This window comes from Streptomyces iranensis, assembly GCF_017874715.1.
Classification (GTDB): Bacteria; Actinomycetota; Actinomycetes; order Streptomycetales; family Streptomycetaceae; genus Streptomyces; species Streptomyces iranensis.
Genome location: NZ_JAGGLR010000016.1, coordinates 1 through 16,830 on the forward strand (window position 1 = coordinate 1; position 16,830 = coordinate 16,830).

A 16,830-nucleotide genomic window follows, 5' to 3' on the forward strand; every position below is an offset into this window, starting at 1 on the left:
GCAGGCCACGACGAAACGCCTCCAGGCAGCGGAACGACAGCAGGCCACGACGAAACGCCTCCAGGCAGCGGAACGACAGCAGGCCACGACGAAACAGCTCCGGGCGGCGGGACGGCCGCAGGCCGCGGCGAGACGACTCCAGACGGCGGGACGACAGCGAGCCGCAGCGAGACGACTCCGAGCGGCGGAACAGCTCCAGGCGGCGGGACGACCGCGGGCCGCGACGAAACGACTCCAGGCGGCGGAACGACAGCGGGCCGTGGCGGGGCGGGCGCGGGGCGGGCGGCGGCGGGGCGGGCGACGAGTCGGGATGTGGCGCGCGCGGCGGGCGTGTCCCAGGCGACCGTCTCCCTGGTACTCGGGGAGAAGTGGCCCGGACGGGTCTCCGAGCGCACCGTGGAGACCGTGCGCGCCGCCGCGCGGGATCTGGGCTACCGCCCCAACCTCGCGGCCCGCAGCCTCCGCCTGGGCCGCACCAGGACCGTGCTGCTGGTCGTGCCCGCCCTCACGACCGAGTTCTTCGCCCGCGTCTACACCGGCGCCGAGCGGGTCGCCGCCGACCACGGCTTCGGCGTGGTGCTCTATCCGTCCCCCGAGGGCGTGGGCCCGGCCAGGGACCCGTTCGACTCGGCGCGCGCCTCGCTCGACGGGGTGATCGCCTCCTCCATGGCGGCCGACGCCCTGGTCGCGGTGCGCGGCGGCGGGCTGCCGCTGGTGATGCTCGACAGCGATCCGGACGACGCGGCCGCGGCGGCCACGGTCAACCTGGACATCGCGGACGGGGCGCGGCAGGTGGCCGAGCATCTGCTGGGGCTCGGCCACCGCCGGGTGGCCCATCTGGCGGCGGCGGTGGACTCCTGGACCTTCCGGGTCCGCGCGCGGGCCCTGGCGGCGGCGGTGGACGGGGTCACGGGCGCAGCGCTGAGCGCCGAACCGGCGGGGCTGAGCGTCGAGGAGGGCCGCCGGGCCGCCGAGCGGGTCCTGGCCCGCCCCGGGCCCCGGCCGACCGCGCTGGTCTGCGACGACGACATCCTGGCCGCGGGTGCCTGCAAGGCGGCCCGGCGGCTGGGGCTGCGGATCCCGGACGACATCTCGGTGACCGGCTTCGACGATCTGGCCCTGGCCACGGCGGTGGAGCCGGAGCTGACCACGGTCCGGCTCTCGGCGGAGGCGGTGGGCGCGGCGGGTATGCGGGCCCTGATGACGCTCCTGGACGGCGAGACGCCCCAGGACACCGTGCTCCCCGTCGACCTGCTCCCCCGGGGCTCCACGGCCCCTCCCCCACGGCCCTGACCCGGGGCCGGGCCCCATAACGCCCACCGCCGCCCCGGTGGGCCGGGGCGGCGGTGGCGGTGGCGGTGGGACGAAACGGCGGTGGGTGGGTCAGTCCTCGGACTCCGAGGAGGACTCCTCCGAGGACTCGGCCGACGCCTCCGCGTCGGCCCCGCCCTCTCCGGGCTCCAGGAGCCGGGAGAGCTGGCCGCCCAGGACCCGCTTGAACTTGCGCTTCTGGGGGCGGGTGCGGTCCAGGACCGCGACCTCGAGCTGCTCGGCGGTGAGGCTGCGCTCCCCGCCGTTGTTGTCACGGGAGAGCGAGTCGACGGCCAGCTTGAGGGCCTCGGCCAGGGTCATGCCGTCCCGGTGGCGCTGGTCGAGGTAGCTGCTGATCTGGTCGGCGTTGCCACCGACGGCGACCGAGCCGTGCTCGTCCACGATGGAACCGTCGTGCGGAAGCCGGTAGATCTGGTCGTCCTCGGGGCCCTCCCCGACCTCGGCGACGATCAGCTCGACCTCGTACGGCTTCTCGGCGGCGCTGGAGAAGATCGTGCCCAGGGTCTGGGCGTAGACGTTCGCCAGCCCGCGGGCCGTGACATCCTCGCGGTCATAGGTATAGCCACGCAGATCGGCGTAACGGACTCCGCCGATGCGCAGATTCTCGAATTCGTTGTACTTACCGACCGCGGCGAAGGCGATCCGGTCATAGATCTCGCTGACCTTGTGCAGCGCGCGGGACGGGTTCTCCGCAACGAAGACGATGCCGTCGGCGTACTGCAGCACGACCACGCTGCGGCCGCGCGCGATGCCCTTACGGGCGTATTCCGCGCGGTCGGCCATGGCCTGCTGAGGAGAAACATAGAACGGCGTCGTCACCGGCTGTCCGTCCCTTCTGTCATTGGCGAATGCATTCCGGTAGGACCGTCCTGATCAGAGCAGGGCGGCGCGGGGGCCGTCCGGCTCCTCGAGGCGCCGTTCATGGATGGCGCGGGCGAGTTCGGACACCTCGTCCTCGCTGAACCGCTTGAAACCGTCCTCGGTGAGGGAGGTGATGATCGGATAAATGCGGCGGGCGAGATCCGGCCCTCCGGTGGCCGAATCGTCGTCGGCGGCGTCATAGAGCGCTTGGAGCACGGCCGTGGCCGCCTGCTCCTCGGTCGAATCCTCGCGATAGAGCTTCTTGAGCGCGCCCCGGGCGAACATCGAGCCCGAGCCGGTGGCGGCGAAGCCGCGCTCCTCCGAACGCCCCCCGGTCACGTCGTAGGAGAAGATACGGCCCTTCTCCCGGTCGACGTCCCACCCCGCGAAGAGCGGGACCACGGCAAGGCCCTGCATCGCCATGCCGAGGTTGCCGCGGATCATGGTCGACAGCCTGTTCGCCTTGCCCTCGAGCGAGAGCACGGTGCCCTCGACCTTCTCGAAGTGCTCCAGCTCCAGCTGGAAGAGCTTGACCATCTCCACCGCGATACCGGCGGTCCCCGCGATCCCGACCGCCGAGAACTCATCGGCGGGGAAGACCTTCTCGATGTCACGCTGTGCGATGACATTGCCCATGGTGGCGCGGCGGTCACCGGCGAGCACCACGCCGCCAGAGAAGGTCACCGCCACGATGGTGGTGCCGTGGGGGGCCTCGATGGCGCCCTGCACCGGGGGCAGTGGACGGTTCCCCGGAAGCAGCTCGGGCGAGTGGTCGCCCAGGAAGTCCATGAACGACGAGGAGCCGGGCGTCAGGAAGGCAGCCGGCAGACGCCCTGTGCTACGAGTGTTGGCTTCCACACGTTTCCTTCCACCAGATCTTGAAATGATGCACGGACCATACCCCTGGCCATGGAAGTCATCCGTCCTGCGTCCCCTCCGCGGGGACGCAGGACGGAGAAGACGCGCCTTACTGCCCGCCCTTCTGGACGAAAGACCTCACGAAGTCCTCCGCGTTCTCCTCGAGCACGTCGTCGATTTCGTCCAGCACGGAGTCGACGTCGTCCGAGAGCTTCTCCTGCCGCTCCTTGAGGTCGTCCGCGGCCTGTGCGTCCTGCGTCTGCTCCTCGACCTCTTCGGTCGAGCGCGACGCCTTCTGCTGACCGCCGCCGGTGTCCTTGGTCGCCATTTCCCTCACCCCGCTCGGTTCGCCCGCTGATTCGATCGGTCTCAAGATCAGACCCTACAAGCAGGGTCCGACATCGGCCTCCCACTCGCTACAACGTACGGAGGCCACCTCGATGATTCCCGGCCCAAGGGCATTTCAGCCTCCGGACAGCACCCGGACCAGGTCCTCGGCCGTGCGGCAGCGGTCCAGCAACTCCTTGACGTGGTTGCGGGTGCCGCGCAGCGGCTCCAGGGTGGGAACCCGTTGCAGAGAGTCACGACCCGGCAGGTCGAAGATCACCGAGTCCCAGGAGGCCGCGGCCACGTCGTCCGCGTACTGCTCCAGGCAGCGGCCGCGGAAGTAGGCGCGGGTGTCCTCCGGGGGCTTGTTCTGGGCGCGTGCGATGTCCTGGTCGTCCAGCAGCCGCTTCATCTTGCCGCGGGCCACCAGCCGGTTGTACAGGCCCTTGTCCGGGCGCACGTCGGCGTACTGGAGGTCCACCAGATGGAGCCGGGCCGCGTCCCACTCCAGGGCGTCGCGGCGGCGGTAGCCCTCGAGCAGCTCCCGCTTGGCGATCCAGTCCAGCTCGCCGGACAGGCTCATGGGATCGCGCTCCAGCCGGTTCAGCACGTCCTCCCAGCGGGCCAGGACGTCCCGGGTCTGCTCGTCGGCGTCCGCGCCGTAGCGGTCCTCGACGTATTTGCGGGCCAGCTCGAAGTACTCCATCTGAAGCTGCACCGCGGTGAGCGTACGGCCGCTGCGCAGCGTGACGAGACGGCGCAGCGTCGGGTCGTGCGAGACCTGGTGCAGGGTGCGCACCGGCTGGTCCACCGCGAGGTCCACGGCGATAAAGCCGTCCTCGATCATCGACAGCACCAGGGCGGTGGTGCCCAGCTTGAGGTACGTCGACAGCTCGGAGAGGTTGGCGTCGCCGATGATCACGTGGAGCCGGCGGTACTTCTCGGCGTCGGCGTGCGGCTCGTCGCGGGTGTTGATGATCGGGCGCTTGAGCGTGGTCTCCAGGCCGACCTCGACCTCGAAGTAGTCCGCCCGCTGGCTGATCTGGAAACCGTGCTCATGGCCGTCCTGGCCGACGCCGACGCGGCCCGCGCCGGTGACGACCTGGCGGGAGACGAAGAAGGGCGTCAGGTGGCGCACGATGTCCGAGAAGGCGGTTTCCCGCTTCATCAGGTAGTTCTCATGCGTGCCGTAGGAGGCGCCCTTGTTGTCGGTGTTGTTCTTGTAGAGGTGGATGGGCTGGCCGCCGGGCAGCTCGGCGGCGCGCAGCGCGGCCTCGGCCATGATGCGCTCGCCGGCCTTGTCCCAGAGCACCGCGTCCCGGGGGTTGGTGACCTCGGGGGCGGAGTACTCGGGGTGGGCGTGATCCACATAGAGCCGAGCGCCATTGGTGAGGATCACATTGGCCAGGCCGATGTCCTCGTCCGTGAGCTGGCTGGCGTCGGCGGACTCGCGTGCGAGGTCGAATCCGCGGGCGTCCCGCAGCGGGTTCTCCTCCTCGAAGTCCCAGCGGGCGCGGCGCGCCCGGTGCATCGCCGCCGCGTAGGCGTTGACGACCTGGGATGAGGTGAGCATGGCATTGGCGTTCGGGTGCCCCGGGACGGAGATCCCGTACTCCGTCTCGATTCCCATTACGCGCCGTACGGTCATGCGGCCCTCCTTGCCCGGCGCCGCCCCCGGCTGGGGTCGGCGCTCAAGTACCGCTGCGCTCCCGGTCCATCTGCGGCCCCCGATCCCCCGTGCCGCGATACTGCGGTACCGAAGAGCCTAGAACGGCCAAGCGGTGCTGCGGAGATCATTACAGTCATTGCTCCGGTCGGGCTCGTAGGACTCATACGAAGAATGCGGTCGGAAAAGCGCATCCGGCTGCGGATGCCCCTCCAGGACATCCGCAGCCGGACCGCGGTGTTACAGGTACTGACCGGTGTTCGCCACCGTGTCGATGGAGCGTCCGGTGTCCGCGCCCTGCTTTCCGGTGACCAGGGTGCGGATGTACACGATCCGCTCGCCCTTCTTACCGGAGATCCGGGCCCAGTCGTCCGGGTTCGTGGTGTTGGGCAGGTCCTCGTTCTCCTTGAACTCGTCCACGCAGGCGGCGAGCAGATGGGAGACGCGAAGGCCCTTCTGGTTGTGGTCCAGGAAGTCCTTGATCGCCATCTTCTTGGCGCGGTCCACAATGTTCTGGATCATGGCGCCGGAGTTGAAGTCCTTGAAGTAGAGGACTTCCTTGTCGCCATTGGCGTAGGTGACCTCCAGGAAGCGGTTCTCCTCGGACTCGGTGTACATCTGCTCGACCACCGACTGGATCATCCCGCCGATCGCGGCCTTGGGCGACTGGCCGTGCTCGGTGAGGTCGTCAGTGTGGATGGGCAGGGACTCCGTCAGGTACTTCGAGAAGATGTCCTTGGCGGCCTCGGCGTCCGGACGCTCGATCTTGATCTTCACATCGAGGCGGCCGGGGCGCAGGATCGCGGGGTCGATCATGTCCTCACGGTTGGAGGCACCGATGACGATCACGTTCTCCAGGCCCTCCACACCGTCGATCTCGGAGAGCAGCTGGGGGACGATGGTGTTCTCCACGTCCGAGCTGACCCCGGAGCCACGGGTGCGGAAGAGGGAGTCCATCTCGTCGAAGAAGACGATGACGGGCGTGCCCTCGCTGGCCTTCTCCCGGGCCCGCTGGAAGACCAGCCGGATGTGCCGCTCCGTCTCGCCGACGTACTTGTTGAGCAGCTCGGGGCCCTTGATGTTGAGGAAGAAGCTCTTCCCCGCGGGCTTGCCGGTCACCTCGGCGACCTTCTTGGCAAGGGAGTTGGCCACGGCCTTGGCGATCAGCGTCTTACCGCAGCCGGGCGGGCCGTACAGCAGCACACCCTTGGGCGGCCGCAGTTCGTGCTCCTTGAAGAGGTCGGGGTAGAGATACGGGAGCTCGACCGCGTCGCGGATCAGCTCGATCTGGTTTCCCAGACCGCCGATCTTGTTGTAGTCGATGTCCGGCACCTCTTCGAGGACGAGCTCCTCGACCTCGCTCTTCGGTACCACCTCGTAGACATAGCCGGACCGGGGCTCGAGCAGCAGGGCGTCACCGGGCCGGATGGTGGTGCTCAGCAGCGGCTCCGCCAGCCGCACCACCCGCTCCTCGTCGGTGTGCCCGATCACCAGGGCGCGCTCGCCGTCCTCAAGGACTTCCTTGAGGGTGACGATGTCCCCGGCGCGCTCGAACTCCATGGCCTCGACCACATTGAGCGCCTCGTTGAGCATGACCTCCTGGCCGCGCTTGAGGTCGTCGAGCTCGACGCTTGGGCTGACATTCACCCGGAGTTTACGGCCCCCGGTGAAGATGTCCGCCGTGCCGTCCTCGTTCGCCTGCAGAAAGGCTCCGAAACCGGCCGGCGGCTGTGCGAGCCGGTCGACCTCCTCCTTGAGGGCCACGATCTGGTCGCGGGCCTCACGGAGTGTGTTCGCGAGCCGCTCGTTCTGTGCGGAGACTCCCGCCAGATTGGTCTGCAGCTCGACGATCCGCTCTTCGAGAATCCTCGTATGACGCGGAGAGTCGGCGAGCTTGCGGCGCAGGACGGCGATTTCCTGCTCGAGATAGGCAACCTGGCCGGCAGGGTCGTCAGACCCCCGCCCCGGCCGGATGCCGCGGTTGATGTCGTCGTCGTGGGCTGCCACGGTCCTCACCTCCTCCAAGGGGAGCTGGACGCTTCCTGACCCTACCTGGGCCGGTGCGGGTTGAAACCCCTAGATCACAAACCCGGTCGGCGTGTGTCCGATCTTCACCCTTGCGCACTCCCTCACGCCAGGTGAATACCCACCCAGCAACATCGGAAAGCGAGCGGTTGTATCGTCGACACGGTCAACACCCGTCAGCGTTGGCGATATTTAGACAATGTTGAATCGCGTATCGAAGGAACAGGAGGCGGCACACCGTGCGGAACGAGGAGCTCGGCGGTCTTGAGGTCTGGATCGACCAGGATCTGTGCACCGGGGACGGCATCTGCGCCCAGTACGCTCCCGAGGTCTTCGAACTCGACATCGACGGTCTAGCCTACGTCAAGAGCGCCGACGATGAGCTGCTACAGGCGAAGGGCGCGGTCACCCCGGTCCCCCTGGCCCTGCTGACCGAGGTAAGGGATTCCGCCAAGGAGTGCCCCGGCGACTGCATCCATGTACGCCGCGTCACGGACCGGGTCGAGGTGTACGGACCCGACGCGGAGTGACACTCCGCGAGTAACCGCTCACACACTCCCCGGGACCGGCAGCGCCTTCAGTACGAACTTTCCGTCCCGCCACCGCCAGTTGACCTTGCGCTGCTGATCCGGACAGCACCGCGGGACCTTGGCCGACGAGTATCCCAGCAACGTGGCCGAAACCCTCTTTCCGCGGACCGCGAAATCGCCGATGCTCATCCCTTCCTTCGGATCCACGAAGGTGGCCACCACGCGGGGCGCGGCGCCCGCGCGGCCGGTCGGCTGGGAGAGCACATAGACGCCGCTGGGCGGGGTACCGAAAGCGGTCGGGCAGCGCACCACGGCCACCGTCTCCGGCCGCCCGTCCCCGTCCAGGTCCGCCGAGCCCCGGTCGACGACGTCGGGCCGGGCCCGGCCGCAGTTCATCGGATAGTCCGCGGTGCGGGGGTCGGGGGCCTTGGCTGCCGGAAGCCTCCCGGTGCCCGGCGCGGAGGCGGTGGTGGACGTGGTGGCCTTGGCGTCGGAGGGCTGGAAGAACGACCCTCCGGCGATGACGGCGGCCACGGCGGCCGCGGTCGCCACCCAGTGCACCGGACGGGGTTGGGTGTGCGCGAGATCCGGGCCCAGAGGCTGCACGCGGGATGACTCCATGTGAGGGGCTGAGGCGGGAGATGACCCGCATGGTGCCACATCTCACAGGGGCGCGGCCACCGCCCTCACACGAGGAATTCGGTGGCCGCGCCGAGCCGTTGTGGCGCCGGGCTCCGGCGGACGGGCCTCAGATGGCCGCCGGACGGATCCCGGACGCCGTCAAGCGTCGCCGGAGGGGGTGTCCTGGCCTCCGGAGGGGCGCCTGTCGCCTCCTGAGGCGTCCGTGGCACCTATGTCCTTGGTGGTGGTACCGGTGTCCTTGGCAGCACCGGTGTCCTTGGCGGTGCCCCAGCCCACGTAGTCCTCGCCATAGGCGCCCTTGGCGGGCCTGCGGCGGCGCATCGGGGGCTCCACACCGTCCGCGAGCCGACGGGCGGTGAGCAGGAAGCCGGTGTGGCCGATCATGCGGTGGTCGGGCCGTACCGCCAGGCCCTCCACGTGCCAGGTGCGCACCATGGTCTCCCAGGCCGACGGCTCGTTGAAGGTGCCGTGTTCGCGGATGGCCTCCACGGTGCGGGCGAGCTGGGTGGTGGTGGCCACGTACGCGCACAGGATGCCGCCGGGGACGAGCGCCTTGGACACCGGCTCCAGGCACTCCCAGGGGGCGAGCATGTCCAGGATCACGCGGTCCACGTCGGTGTCGCTGAGGTTGTCCTGGAGGTCGCCGACGGTGAGCCGCCAGGCGGGGTGCGGGGCGCCGAAGTAGCGCTCGACGTTCTGGGCGGCGATCTCGGCGAAGTCGGCCCGGCGCTCGTAGGAGTGCAGCATGCCCTGGTCGCCGATGGCCCGCAGCAGGAAGGTGGAGAGCGAGCCGGAGCCGACGCCCGCCTCGACGACACGTGCGCCGGGGAAGATGTCGGCCATCGCCAGGATCTGCCCCGCGTCCTTGGGGTAGACCACGGCGGCACCGCGTGGCATGGACAGGACATAGTCGGGGAGCAGGGGGCGCAGCGCGAGATACGCGACGTTTCCCGTGGTGCGCACGACGGTTCCCTCGGGGGCGCCGATCAGCTCGTCATGGGGGAAGGATCCCTTGTGGGTGTGGAAGTTCTTCCCGGACTCGAGCGTGAAGGTGTAGTGGCGTCCCTTGGGGTCGGTGAGCTGGACCTGGTCCCCGACCTGAAAGGGCCCGCGACGGCGGGCGGCACCGGTCGGTTCGGACATGTGAACAGCCTACCGGCCACTTGGCCGTGCCCGGACCACGCCCGGGGGTCTCAGGAGCGGCCCGAGGGCGTCCTGGCCATCGCCGCCACGAAGGCGCGCTCGACATCGGCCGTGGAGAGCACCCCGTAGATCTCGCCGGTCTCCTCGACCACCAGATACTCGGTGGCCGGGGTGGCACGCAGGGTGTCCAGCAGTTCCTCGCCGGTGAGCTCGGCGGAGACCCGCATACCGTCCTTGAGGTCCTGGGCGAGACCGCTCACCGCGACCCAGGGGCGGCGGTGCTCCGGGATCCCCACGATGGCCGCCTCGCGCACCACGGCGGTCGGGGCGCCGTGGCCGTCCACCACGACCAGGGCGCGGGCCCCCGCCTCGTTCGCCCGGCGCAGCGCCTCGGAGAGCGGGGTGTCGGCCGCCACGGGGACGGCGCGCCGGGTGAGCGTACGGGCGCGCAGGTCCGGCAGCCGCTCCCGCAGCCGGGCCATCCGCAGGCTGTTGCCCGCGCCGGTCCAGATGATCGCGGCGAGTATGGCGGCCAGCAGCGCGTCGGTGAGCGAGTCGACGCTGCCGAAGCTCTTGGGCTCTTCGCCGAGCCCGCCCGCCTGGGTGAGCAGCGGCAGCCCGACGAGCACCGCGACGGCGAGCGCGCGGCCGCTCCAGGCGGCGGCGACGGTGCCGGTCATGGGCCTGCCGCTGATCTTCCAGACGACGGCCCGCAGCATCCGCCCGCCGTCCAGCGGCAGGCCGGGCAGCAGGTTGAACGCGGCCACGATCAGGTTGGAGATCATCAGCCCGGCGAGCAGCACCCCGGGCACCGTGCCGGGCTCCACGACCATCATGCCGAGGTAGAACACGCCCGCCAGGACCAGGGAGAGCAGCGGGCCGACGAAGGCGAGCACGAACTCCCGGCCGGGGGTCTCGGTCTCCTTCTCGATCTCCGAGACCCCGCCGAAGAACTGCAGCTGGATGCGGCGCACCGGCAGCTTGAAGCGGAGCGCGGCCACGGTGTGGGCGAGCTCGTGCACCAGCACCGAGGCGTAGAAGGCCACCGCGAAGAAGAGCGAGACCAGATAGCGGGCGGCGCCGAGCTCGGGCAGCACCCGGTCGAGCTGGCCGCCGAAGACCCAGGTGATGAGGGCGGCGACCAGGAACCAGCTGGGCGAGACGTACACGGGCACGCCGAAGGGCCGGCCCATGAGAATGCCGCCGCCCACGTCGCGTGAGCGCGGCTGCTTGCCGCCCTCGGGCCCGGTCGCGCGGTCCGATTCCCCGTTGTCGGACTGCCGCTGCCCGCTGTTGTCCACGGTGTCCCCTCGTCGGATGCTCGGTCGCACCCTTCTTTTTGATACGGTCCCCACGATCATGCAGTGCCGGGGGCTCGAACGTCGATGGTATGCGTCCGGCTGTCGGTGGCGGGTCGTAGGGTCTTCGCCATGGGAACCACCACGGGAACCACCACCGGGAAGGCCGAACCCTCCGGCGGGTCACCGAAGTCCGGCCGCGCCGCCTCGTTGTCACCCTCACGGGCAGCCGATTTCATGCGGTGCCCGCTGCTGTACCGCTTCCGAGTGATCGACAAACTGCCGGAGAAGCCCAGCTCGGCGGCCACCCGCGGCACGGTGGTCCACGCGGTGCTGGAGCGGCTCTTCGACGCCCCGGCCGCCGACCGCACCGCCCCGCGGGCCCGGTCGATGGTGCCGGACGAGTGGGAGCGGCTGCTGGCGGCCAAGCCGGAGCTGGCCGAGCTGTTCCAGGAGGAGGACGGCGCTCCGGCGCCGGACCGGCTGGCCGAGTGGCTGACGGGGGCCCAGACGCTGGTGGAGCAGTGGTTCTCGCTGGAGGATCCGACCCGTCTGGAGCCCGCGGAGCGCGAGCTGTTCGTGGAGACGGAGCTCGAGTCCGGGCTGACGCTCCGTGGAATCATCGACCGGATCGACATCGCCCCCACCGGTGATGTCCGGATCGTGGACTACAAGACGGGCAAGGCCCCCGCGCCGCAGTACGCGGGCGAGGCCCTGTTCCAGATGAAGTTCTACGCCCTGGTGCTGTGGCGGCTGCGCGGGGTGATCCCGCGGCGGCTCCAGCTGGTCTACCTGGGCAGCGGCGATGTGCTGACGTACGACCCGGAGGAGCGGGATCTGCGGGCCGTGGAGCGCAAGGTGCTGGCCCTGTGGGAGGCGATCCGGCTGGCCACGGAGACCGGTGCCTTCGTGCCCCGGCAGACCAGGCTCTGCGGCTGGTGCGACCACCAGGCACACTGTCCGGAATTCGGGGGTACGCCGCCGCCGTATCCGCTGGCGGTCCTTCCGGGGCAGAATTGAGGCAGCCGCGTAGCGCCCCCCTGAGGGTGGGGGTGGGTGACGGGCGGGCAGAATGGACGCGGTCTAGGAGAGGGAGTTCCCGTGGCGATCCGCGTCCTACTGGTCGATGATCAACCGCTGCTGCGCACCGGCTTCCGGATGATTCTGGAGGCGGAGCAGGATCTGGCGGTCGTCGGTGAGGCCGGGGACGGTCTGCAGGCCCTGGATCAGGTGCGGGCGCTGCAGCCCGATGTGGTCCTGATGGACATCCGGATGCCGCGGATGGACGGCGTGGAGGCGACCCGTCAGATCACCGGCCCGGGGCGGGACGGCCCGGCCAAGGTGCTGGTGCTGACCACCTTCGACCTGGACGAGTACGTGGTGGAGGCGCTGCGCGCCGGGGCCAGCGGCTTCCTGCTGAAGGACGCGCCCGCCACCGAGCTGGTGCAGGCCATCCGCGTGGTGGCGGCGGGCGAGGCGATGCTGGCGCCCAGCATCACCCGCAGGCTGCTGGACAAGTACGCCGGGCATCTGCCGTCGGGCGAGGAGCCGGTGCCGGACACCCTGCACACGCTGACCGAGCGCGAGGTCGAGGTGCTGAAGCTGGTGGCCCGGGGGCTGTCCAACGCGGAGATCGCCGCCGATCTGTTCGTCAGCGAGACCACGGTCAAGACGCATGTGGGCCATGTGCTGACCAAGCTGGGGCTGCGCGACCGGGTGCAGGCCGCCGTCTACGCCTACGAGAGCGGGCTGGTCCGCCCCGGCGCGCAGTAGGCGTCACCGGGGCGGCTCGGGGTGCTGCCGGACGATCGGCCGGCAGCACCCGTCAGCTGTCGGACGACTTGCCGATCTCCCAGAAGCGGAAGACCGTCGAGGAGTCGAGGGTCCACTGCAGCCCGGTGATGTCGTCCTGGGCCACCGCGTACTGCTTGCCCTGCCACAGCGGGAGCATCGGCACCTCGTCGGCGATGATGTCCTGGATCCGCTGGAAGTCGCCGACCGTGGCCTCGCGGCTGGGCTGCTCGGCGGTGGCGGGGATCAGCTTCGCGGTCAGCCGCGGCGAGGTGTAGTGGTTGGCCAGGACATTGCCGGCGCCGAAGAACGGGGCGACGAAGTTGTCCGGGTCCGGGTAGTCGGGCACCCAGCCCTTCACATAGACCCCGTACTTCCCGCCGGCGACGCCCTTCTCGTACGCGGCGACGTCCGCGCTCTTCACATCGACGTCGAACAGCCCGCTGGCGTTGAGCTGCTCGGCGATCCGGCGCAGGCCCGGGACGGTGCCGGGGCCGTAGCGGATCGGGGTGCCCCACAGGGTCAGCTTGACCTTGCCGGTGATCCCCTCGTCCCGCAGCGCCTGCTTGGCCTTCTCGGGCTGCGGACGGTCGCCGTACTTGTCGTAGAAGGCGGTGTTGTGGCCGGTGATACCGGCCGGGACCACCGAGTACAGCGGTTCGGCGGTGCGCTTGTAGACGTCCCGCACCAGGGTGGAGCGGTCGATGAGGTACGCCATGGCCTTGCGCACCCCGAGCTTGCCCGCCACCGGGTCCTTCATGTTGAAGACCAGGTGCTGGACCTCGGCGCCGGTGCCCTCGACCACGTTCAGGCTCTTGCCGCCGCCGAGGCTCTGCGCCTGGAGGTCGGCGAGGTCGCGCATGGCCAGGCCGCGGTAGGCGAGGTCCACATCGCCCTTCTGCACGGCGGACTTCAGCCGCGCCTGCGCGCCGTGGAAGAACTTCAGGGTCAGCCCGGAGTTCTTCGGCTTGGCGGGCCCCTGGTAGCCGCCGTTGACGGAGAACTCCGCCTCGTCCTTGGTGAAGGAGTCCAGCTTGTAGACGCCGGAGCCGACCGCCTTGTGGTCCGTGCGCAGCTTGTCCGCCGGGTACTCCTCGTGGTCCACGATGGACCCGGCGCCGGAGGCGATCTTCTGCGGGAAGGTCGCGTCGGAGTCCTTCAGATGGAAGACGACGGTCCGCTTGTCCGGGGCGTCGATGCTCCCGATGGAGGTGAGCATCAGCGCCGGGCCGTTGGGGTCATTGATCCGCTTGGTGCGCTCGAAGGAGTACTTGACGTCCTCGGAGGTGAGCGGATGGCCGTTGGAGAAGGCCAGGCCGTCCTTCAGGGTGCAGGAGTAGACCCGGCTGGTGTCGTCCTTGAAGGAGCACTTCTCCGCCGCCTCCGGCTGCGGTGTGGTGCTGCCCTTCGGGAAGCTCAGCAGCGACTGGAAGACGTTGTTGAACAGCAGCCAGGAGCCGGGGTCGTAGCCGGACGCCGGGTCGGTGGCGAGCACCTCGTCCGACATCCCCATGGCCACGTGCTCGCCGGTGCCCGCCGCGTCTCCGTCCTCGCTGCCGCAGCCGGTGAGCAGGGCGGCGGCCAGTCCCGCCCCGAGGGGAGCTGCCAGCCACTGATCACGTTTCCTCAACGGTATTCCTCACACACTCGACGTCTTCGTATCCGGCCCCCGTAAGTCGTTCTCAGCCGCCCTTACCGAGCTCCCACAGCTGGAGCATGGTCGAGGAGTCGAAGGCGTACTCGGCGCCCGTCACGTTCCCGCGGGCGACCACGTATGTGTTGCCCTGCCACAGCGGAAGGTAGGGCACATCGCCGGCGACGGCGTTCTGGATGGACTGGTAGTCCTTGTCGGCGAGGCTGCGCTGGGCCTCCTGCCGGGTCTTGGGGATCAGCTCGTCCTGGATGGTTTTGTTGCTGTAGGGCGAGTTGAGGAAGTTGTCCTTGGTGAGGAAGGGCGCGGTGTAGCTGTCGGGGTCCGGGAAGTCGGGGAGCCAGCCCATCCCGGAGGCGGAGAACTGGCGCTTGATGAGCGCGGGCCGGAAGTCCCGCCACGGGTAGCCCTTGATCTTGACGGAGAACAGTCCGCTGTCGTTGAGCTGCTTGCGCAGCTCCTTGAACTCCCCGGCCGTCTCCGGGCCGTAGTGGTCGGTGGTGTAGGTCAGCGTCAGCTTCACCGGGGTGCTGATACCGGCCTCGTTCAGCACACGCCGGGCTTCCTTGGGATCCGGGTCGCCGTACTCGTTGTGGAACGAGTTGATGTGCGAGGAGATGCTGGTGGGGATCATCGAGTAGAGGGGCTCGGCGGTCCGCTTGTACACATCGCGCACCAGCGCCTGGCGGTCCACGAGATGGGCGATCGCCTGCCGGACCGCCTTGTTCTTCACCACCGGGTCGGAGGTGTTGAAGACCAGATAGCGGATGCCCTGGCCGGAGGACTCGAAGAGGCGGACGCCCTTGACCTCGCCCTTGTTGAGCTTGTCGATCTGCTCGGGCGAGAAGCCGCGGTGGACCACGTCGATGTCGCCCTTGACCAGCGCCTGCTCCATGGTCGACGCGGAGTCGTAGAACCGCATCTCCACCTTGTTGGCCTTCGGCTCGACGTCGCCCTTGTAGTGGGAGTTCTTGCTGAAGACGACCTTCGTCAGCCGGTTGTCGCGCACCTCGGTCCTGGCGCTGTACGGGCCCGAGCCCGTCATCTCGAAGCCGTTGCGCAGCGCGTCGGGCTTGTAGACCTCGCTGTCCAGGATCGCGGCGGCCGGGGTGGTGAGCTTCGACGGGAAGGTCGCGTCCGGCTGCGAGAGATGGATGACGATCTCGCGGTCGCTGGGAGTTTCGATCTTGTCCACGTTGGACAGCAAGGACTTGGTGCCGTTGGGGTCGTCGATGCGCAGCACCCGCTCGATGGAGAACTTGACGTCCTTCGAGGTGAGGTCGTGGCCGTTGGAGAACTTCAGCCCGTCGCGCAGTGTGCAGCGGTACTGCTCGCTCTGTCTGTCCTGGAAGCCGCATTTCTCGGCCGCGTCGGGTATCGGCTCGGTTCCCGACCGGGGCAGCCGCATCAGCGTCTGGAAGGCGTTGTGCAGCACGCTCCAGGACGCGAAGTCGTAGGCCAGGGCGGGATCCAGCGGCGCGGGCGCCGCCTTCGACGCCTCTATCCGGTCCGTGCTGCCCAGGACGAGCGTCTTGCCGTCCGAGCCCGAGCCGTCGGTACCACCGCACGCGGCGAGCGTGGAGATCAGGAGGCCGGCCACAGCCGGCAGCACCAGCGACTTGCGCGTCATTGTCGGGAGTCTCCCTGCCATCGATCAACTACTCGCGACGAGATTAGTCCGCGGCGCCAGTGATACTCAGACACAACGAAGTTGAGGCGATATCACGCCCCGATAACGAGCGACCACCGACCGATATCCGGACGTGGCCGCGATTCGTACGCCATGCCACCAATCCGGACACAAGGGCTCACCCAAATCGCACCAGACGGGACGCGCGACAGCCAACCAGCGCATCCGTCTACGGCATATGCAGTGATAAACATCACGTTCCGTTGTCGCCAACGGAACGTGAAAAGTCTGCCCGCGCTATTCAGTTTGCAATTTACAGGAATACGCTCGGTGCGCGATCAGTGCACCGCCGTGACCAGAGTGCGCAGGAAATCGAGATCGACTTCTTCGAGTGAGCCGATGACCGTACGCCCCGCCACGGGCTCGATCGGCACCACGGACGGCACCGCGACCACCCGGCACCCGGCCGCCTCCGCGGCCCGTACGCCCGTGTCGGTGTCCTCGATGACCACGCACCGCCCCGGCTCGGCGGCCAGCCCGGCCGCGGCGAACAGATAGGGGTCCGGATGCGGCTTGGTCCGCTCGACCTCGTCGCCCGCGACCGTCAGGGCGAAGTGCTCCGGGCCGAGCGAGCGCAGCACCCGGTCCATCACCCGCCGGTGGGAGGCGGAGACCAGGGCGGTGGGGACGGAGTGCGCGGCCAGCTCGGTGAGCAGCCGGTGGGCGCCGGGCAGCATCGGCACGCTGCCGTCGATCAGCTCGGTGAAGCGGCTGTTGAGCAGGCCGGTGAGCTCGGCGAGGGCGATCTCGGCGCCGGTGGCCTCGATCAGGAACTGGGCGCTGCGCGACATCGGACCGCCCACCACGACCTGGCGGTACTCCTCGGCGAGGGCGTGCCCGAGCTCGGCGAAGATGGAGACCTCCGCGTCCCACCAGATGCCCTCGGTGTCGACCAGGGTGCCGTCCATGTCGAGCAGAACGGCTTGCAGGGCCGAGCCTTCGGCCGTACGGGTGTCGACGGCGGCGATGCTGCTGGTCATCCAAACACCTCCGGATAAGGGGCAAGAAGGCCGGCC

Annotated in this window: 15 protein-coding genes; 4 read left to right on the forward strand and 11 right to left on the reverse strand. The window is 69.2% G+C overall.

Annotation, left to right across the window (positions count from 1 at the left end):
- Positions 1-312: 312 nt before the first annotated feature.
- Positions 313-1,293, forward strand: a complete 981-nt coding sequence (locus tag J2Z30_RS27555) for a LacI family DNA-binding transcriptional regulator (RefSeq protein WP_044577872.1) — start codon at positions 313-315, stop codon at positions 1,291-1,293.
- Between the two features lie 90 nt (positions 1,294-1,383).
- On the opposite strand, the gene prcA is transcribed toward J2Z30_RS27555, so the two are convergent.
- The 5 genes from prcA to arc form a co-directional block, all read right to left on the reverse strand.
- Positions 1,384-2,151, reverse strand: a complete 768-nt coding sequence (prcA, locus tag J2Z30_RS27560; protein WP_078956996.1) for a proteasome subunit alpha — start codon at positions 2,149-2,151, stop codon at positions 1,384-1,386.
- Between the two features lie 54 nt (positions 2,152-2,205).
- Positions 2,206-3,051 (reverse strand): proteasome subunit beta, encoded by an 846-nt coding sequence (gene prcB, locus J2Z30_RS27565; RefSeq protein ID WP_044577867.1) that lies wholly within the window; start codon positions 3,049-3,051, stop codon positions 2,206-2,208.
- 109 nt (positions 3,052-3,160) lie between these two features.
- On the reverse strand, positions 3,161-3,379 hold the full coding sequence (locus J2Z30_RS27570) for a ubiquitin-like protein Pup (RefSeq protein ID WP_020872584.1): 219 nt from the start codon (positions 3,377-3,379) through the stop codon (positions 3,161-3,163).
- A gap of 135 nt (positions 3,380-3,514) precedes the next feature.
- Entirely contained in the window at positions 3,515-5,026 is a 1,512-nt protein-coding gene (gene dop / locus J2Z30_RS27575; RefSeq protein ID WP_078956995.1) for a depupylase/deamidase Dop, read from the reverse strand.
- 258 nt (positions 5,027-5,284) lie between these two features.
- Entirely contained in the window at positions 5,285-7,051 is a 1,767-nt protein-coding gene (gene arc, locus J2Z30_RS27580) for a proteasome ATPase (RefSeq protein WP_044582154.1), read from the reverse strand.
- 257 nt (positions 7,052-7,308) lie between these two features.
- On the opposite strand from arc, the gene J2Z30_RS27585 reads away from it, so the two are divergent.
- Entirely contained in the window at positions 7,309-7,599 is a 291-nt protein-coding gene (locus J2Z30_RS27585) for a ferredoxin (protein ID WP_044577864.1), read from the forward strand.
- 18 nt (positions 7,600-7,617) lie between these two features.
- Here J2Z30_RS27585 and J2Z30_RS27590 read toward each other — a convergent pair whose 3' ends face one another.
- The 3 genes from J2Z30_RS27590 to J2Z30_RS27600 all read right to left on the reverse strand — a co-directional run bounded on the left by J2Z30_RS27590 (position 7,618) and on the right by J2Z30_RS27600 (position 10,685).
- The gene (locus tag J2Z30_RS27590; RefSeq protein ID WP_372453315.1) at positions 7,618-8,205 is read right to left on the reverse strand and encodes a hypothetical protein; all 588 of its coding nucleotides are present in this window, start codon (positions 8,203-8,205) and stop codon (positions 7,618-7,620) included.
- A 174-nt stretch (positions 8,206-8,379) separates the two neighbouring features.
- Positions 8,380-9,384 (reverse strand): tRNA (adenine-N1)-methyltransferase, encoded by a 1,005-nt coding sequence (locus J2Z30_RS27595; RefSeq protein ID WP_044577859.1) that lies wholly within the window; start codon positions 9,382-9,384, stop codon positions 8,380-8,382.
- A gap of 50 nt (positions 9,385-9,434) precedes the next feature.
- Positions 9,435-10,685, reverse strand: a complete 1,251-nt coding sequence (locus J2Z30_RS27600; RefSeq protein ID WP_044577858.1) for a site-2 protease family protein — start codon at positions 10,683-10,685, stop codon at positions 9,435-9,437.
- Between the two features lie 84 nt (positions 10,686-10,769).
- Here J2Z30_RS27600 and J2Z30_RS27605 point away from each other — a divergent pair, with 84 nt between their 5' ends.
- Together J2Z30_RS27605 and J2Z30_RS27610 are read left to right on the forward strand one after the other, a co-directional pair.
- On the forward strand, positions 10,770-11,702 hold the full coding sequence (locus tag J2Z30_RS27605; protein ID WP_078956994.1) for a RecB family exonuclease: 933 nt from the start codon (positions 10,770-10,772) through the stop codon (positions 11,700-11,702).
- An 81-nt stretch (positions 11,703-11,783) separates the two neighbouring features.
- Entirely contained in the window at positions 11,784-12,455 is a 672-nt protein-coding gene (locus tag J2Z30_RS27610) for a response regulator (RefSeq protein WP_009719179.1), read from the forward strand.
- Between the two features lie 52 nt (positions 12,456-12,507).
- On the opposite strand, the gene J2Z30_RS27615 is transcribed toward J2Z30_RS27610, so the two are convergent.
- The 3 genes from J2Z30_RS27615 to J2Z30_RS27625 all read right to left on the reverse strand — a co-directional run bounded on the left by J2Z30_RS27615 (position 12,508) and on the right by J2Z30_RS27625 (position 16,794).
- Positions 12,508-14,103, reverse strand: a complete 1,596-nt coding sequence (locus J2Z30_RS27615) for an ABC transporter substrate-binding protein (protein WP_044577854.1) — start codon at positions 14,101-14,103, stop codon at positions 12,508-12,510.
- Positions 14,104-14,155: 52 nt separating this feature from the next.
- On the reverse strand, positions 14,156-15,754 hold the full coding sequence (locus tag J2Z30_RS27620; protein WP_078956993.1) for an ABC transporter substrate-binding protein: 1,599 nt from the start codon (positions 15,752-15,754) through the stop codon (positions 14,156-14,158).
- Between the two features lie 338 nt (positions 15,755-16,092).
- Positions 16,093-16,794 (reverse strand): HAD family hydrolase, encoded by a 702-nt coding sequence (locus J2Z30_RS27625; RefSeq protein WP_044577853.1) that lies wholly within the window; start codon positions 16,792-16,794, stop codon positions 16,093-16,095.
- Between the last annotated feature and the right edge of the window lie 36 nt (positions 16,795-16,830).

What these genes read in the sequence shown, in the direction of transcription:
- J2Z30_RS27595 (WP_044577859.1), bottom strand. Translation starts at nt 9,384, where the DNA reads ATGTCCGAACCGACCGGTGCCGCCCGCCGTCGCGGGCCCTTTCAGGTC.
- J2Z30_RS27625 (WP_044577853.1), bottom strand. Translation starts at nt 16,794, where the DNA reads ATGACCAGCAGCATCGCCGCCGTCGACACCCGTACGGCCGAAGGCTCG.
- J2Z30_RS27570 (WP_020872584.1), bottom strand. Translation starts at nt 3,379, where the DNA reads ATGGCGACCAAGGACACCGGCGGCGGTCAGCAGAAGGCGTCGCGCTCG.
- dop (WP_078956995.1), bottom strand. Translation starts at nt 5,026, where the DNA reads ATGACCGTACGGCGCGTAATGGGAATCGAGACGGAGTACGGGATCTCC.
- J2Z30_RS27620 (WP_078956993.1), bottom strand. Translation starts at nt 15,754, where the DNA reads ATGACGCGCAAGTCGCTGGTGCTGCCGGCTGTGGCCGGCCTCCTGATC.
- J2Z30_RS27605 (WP_078956994.1), top strand. Translation starts at nt 10,770, where the DNA reads ATGGTATGCGTCCGGCTGTCGGTGGCGGGTCGTAGGGTCTTCGCCATG.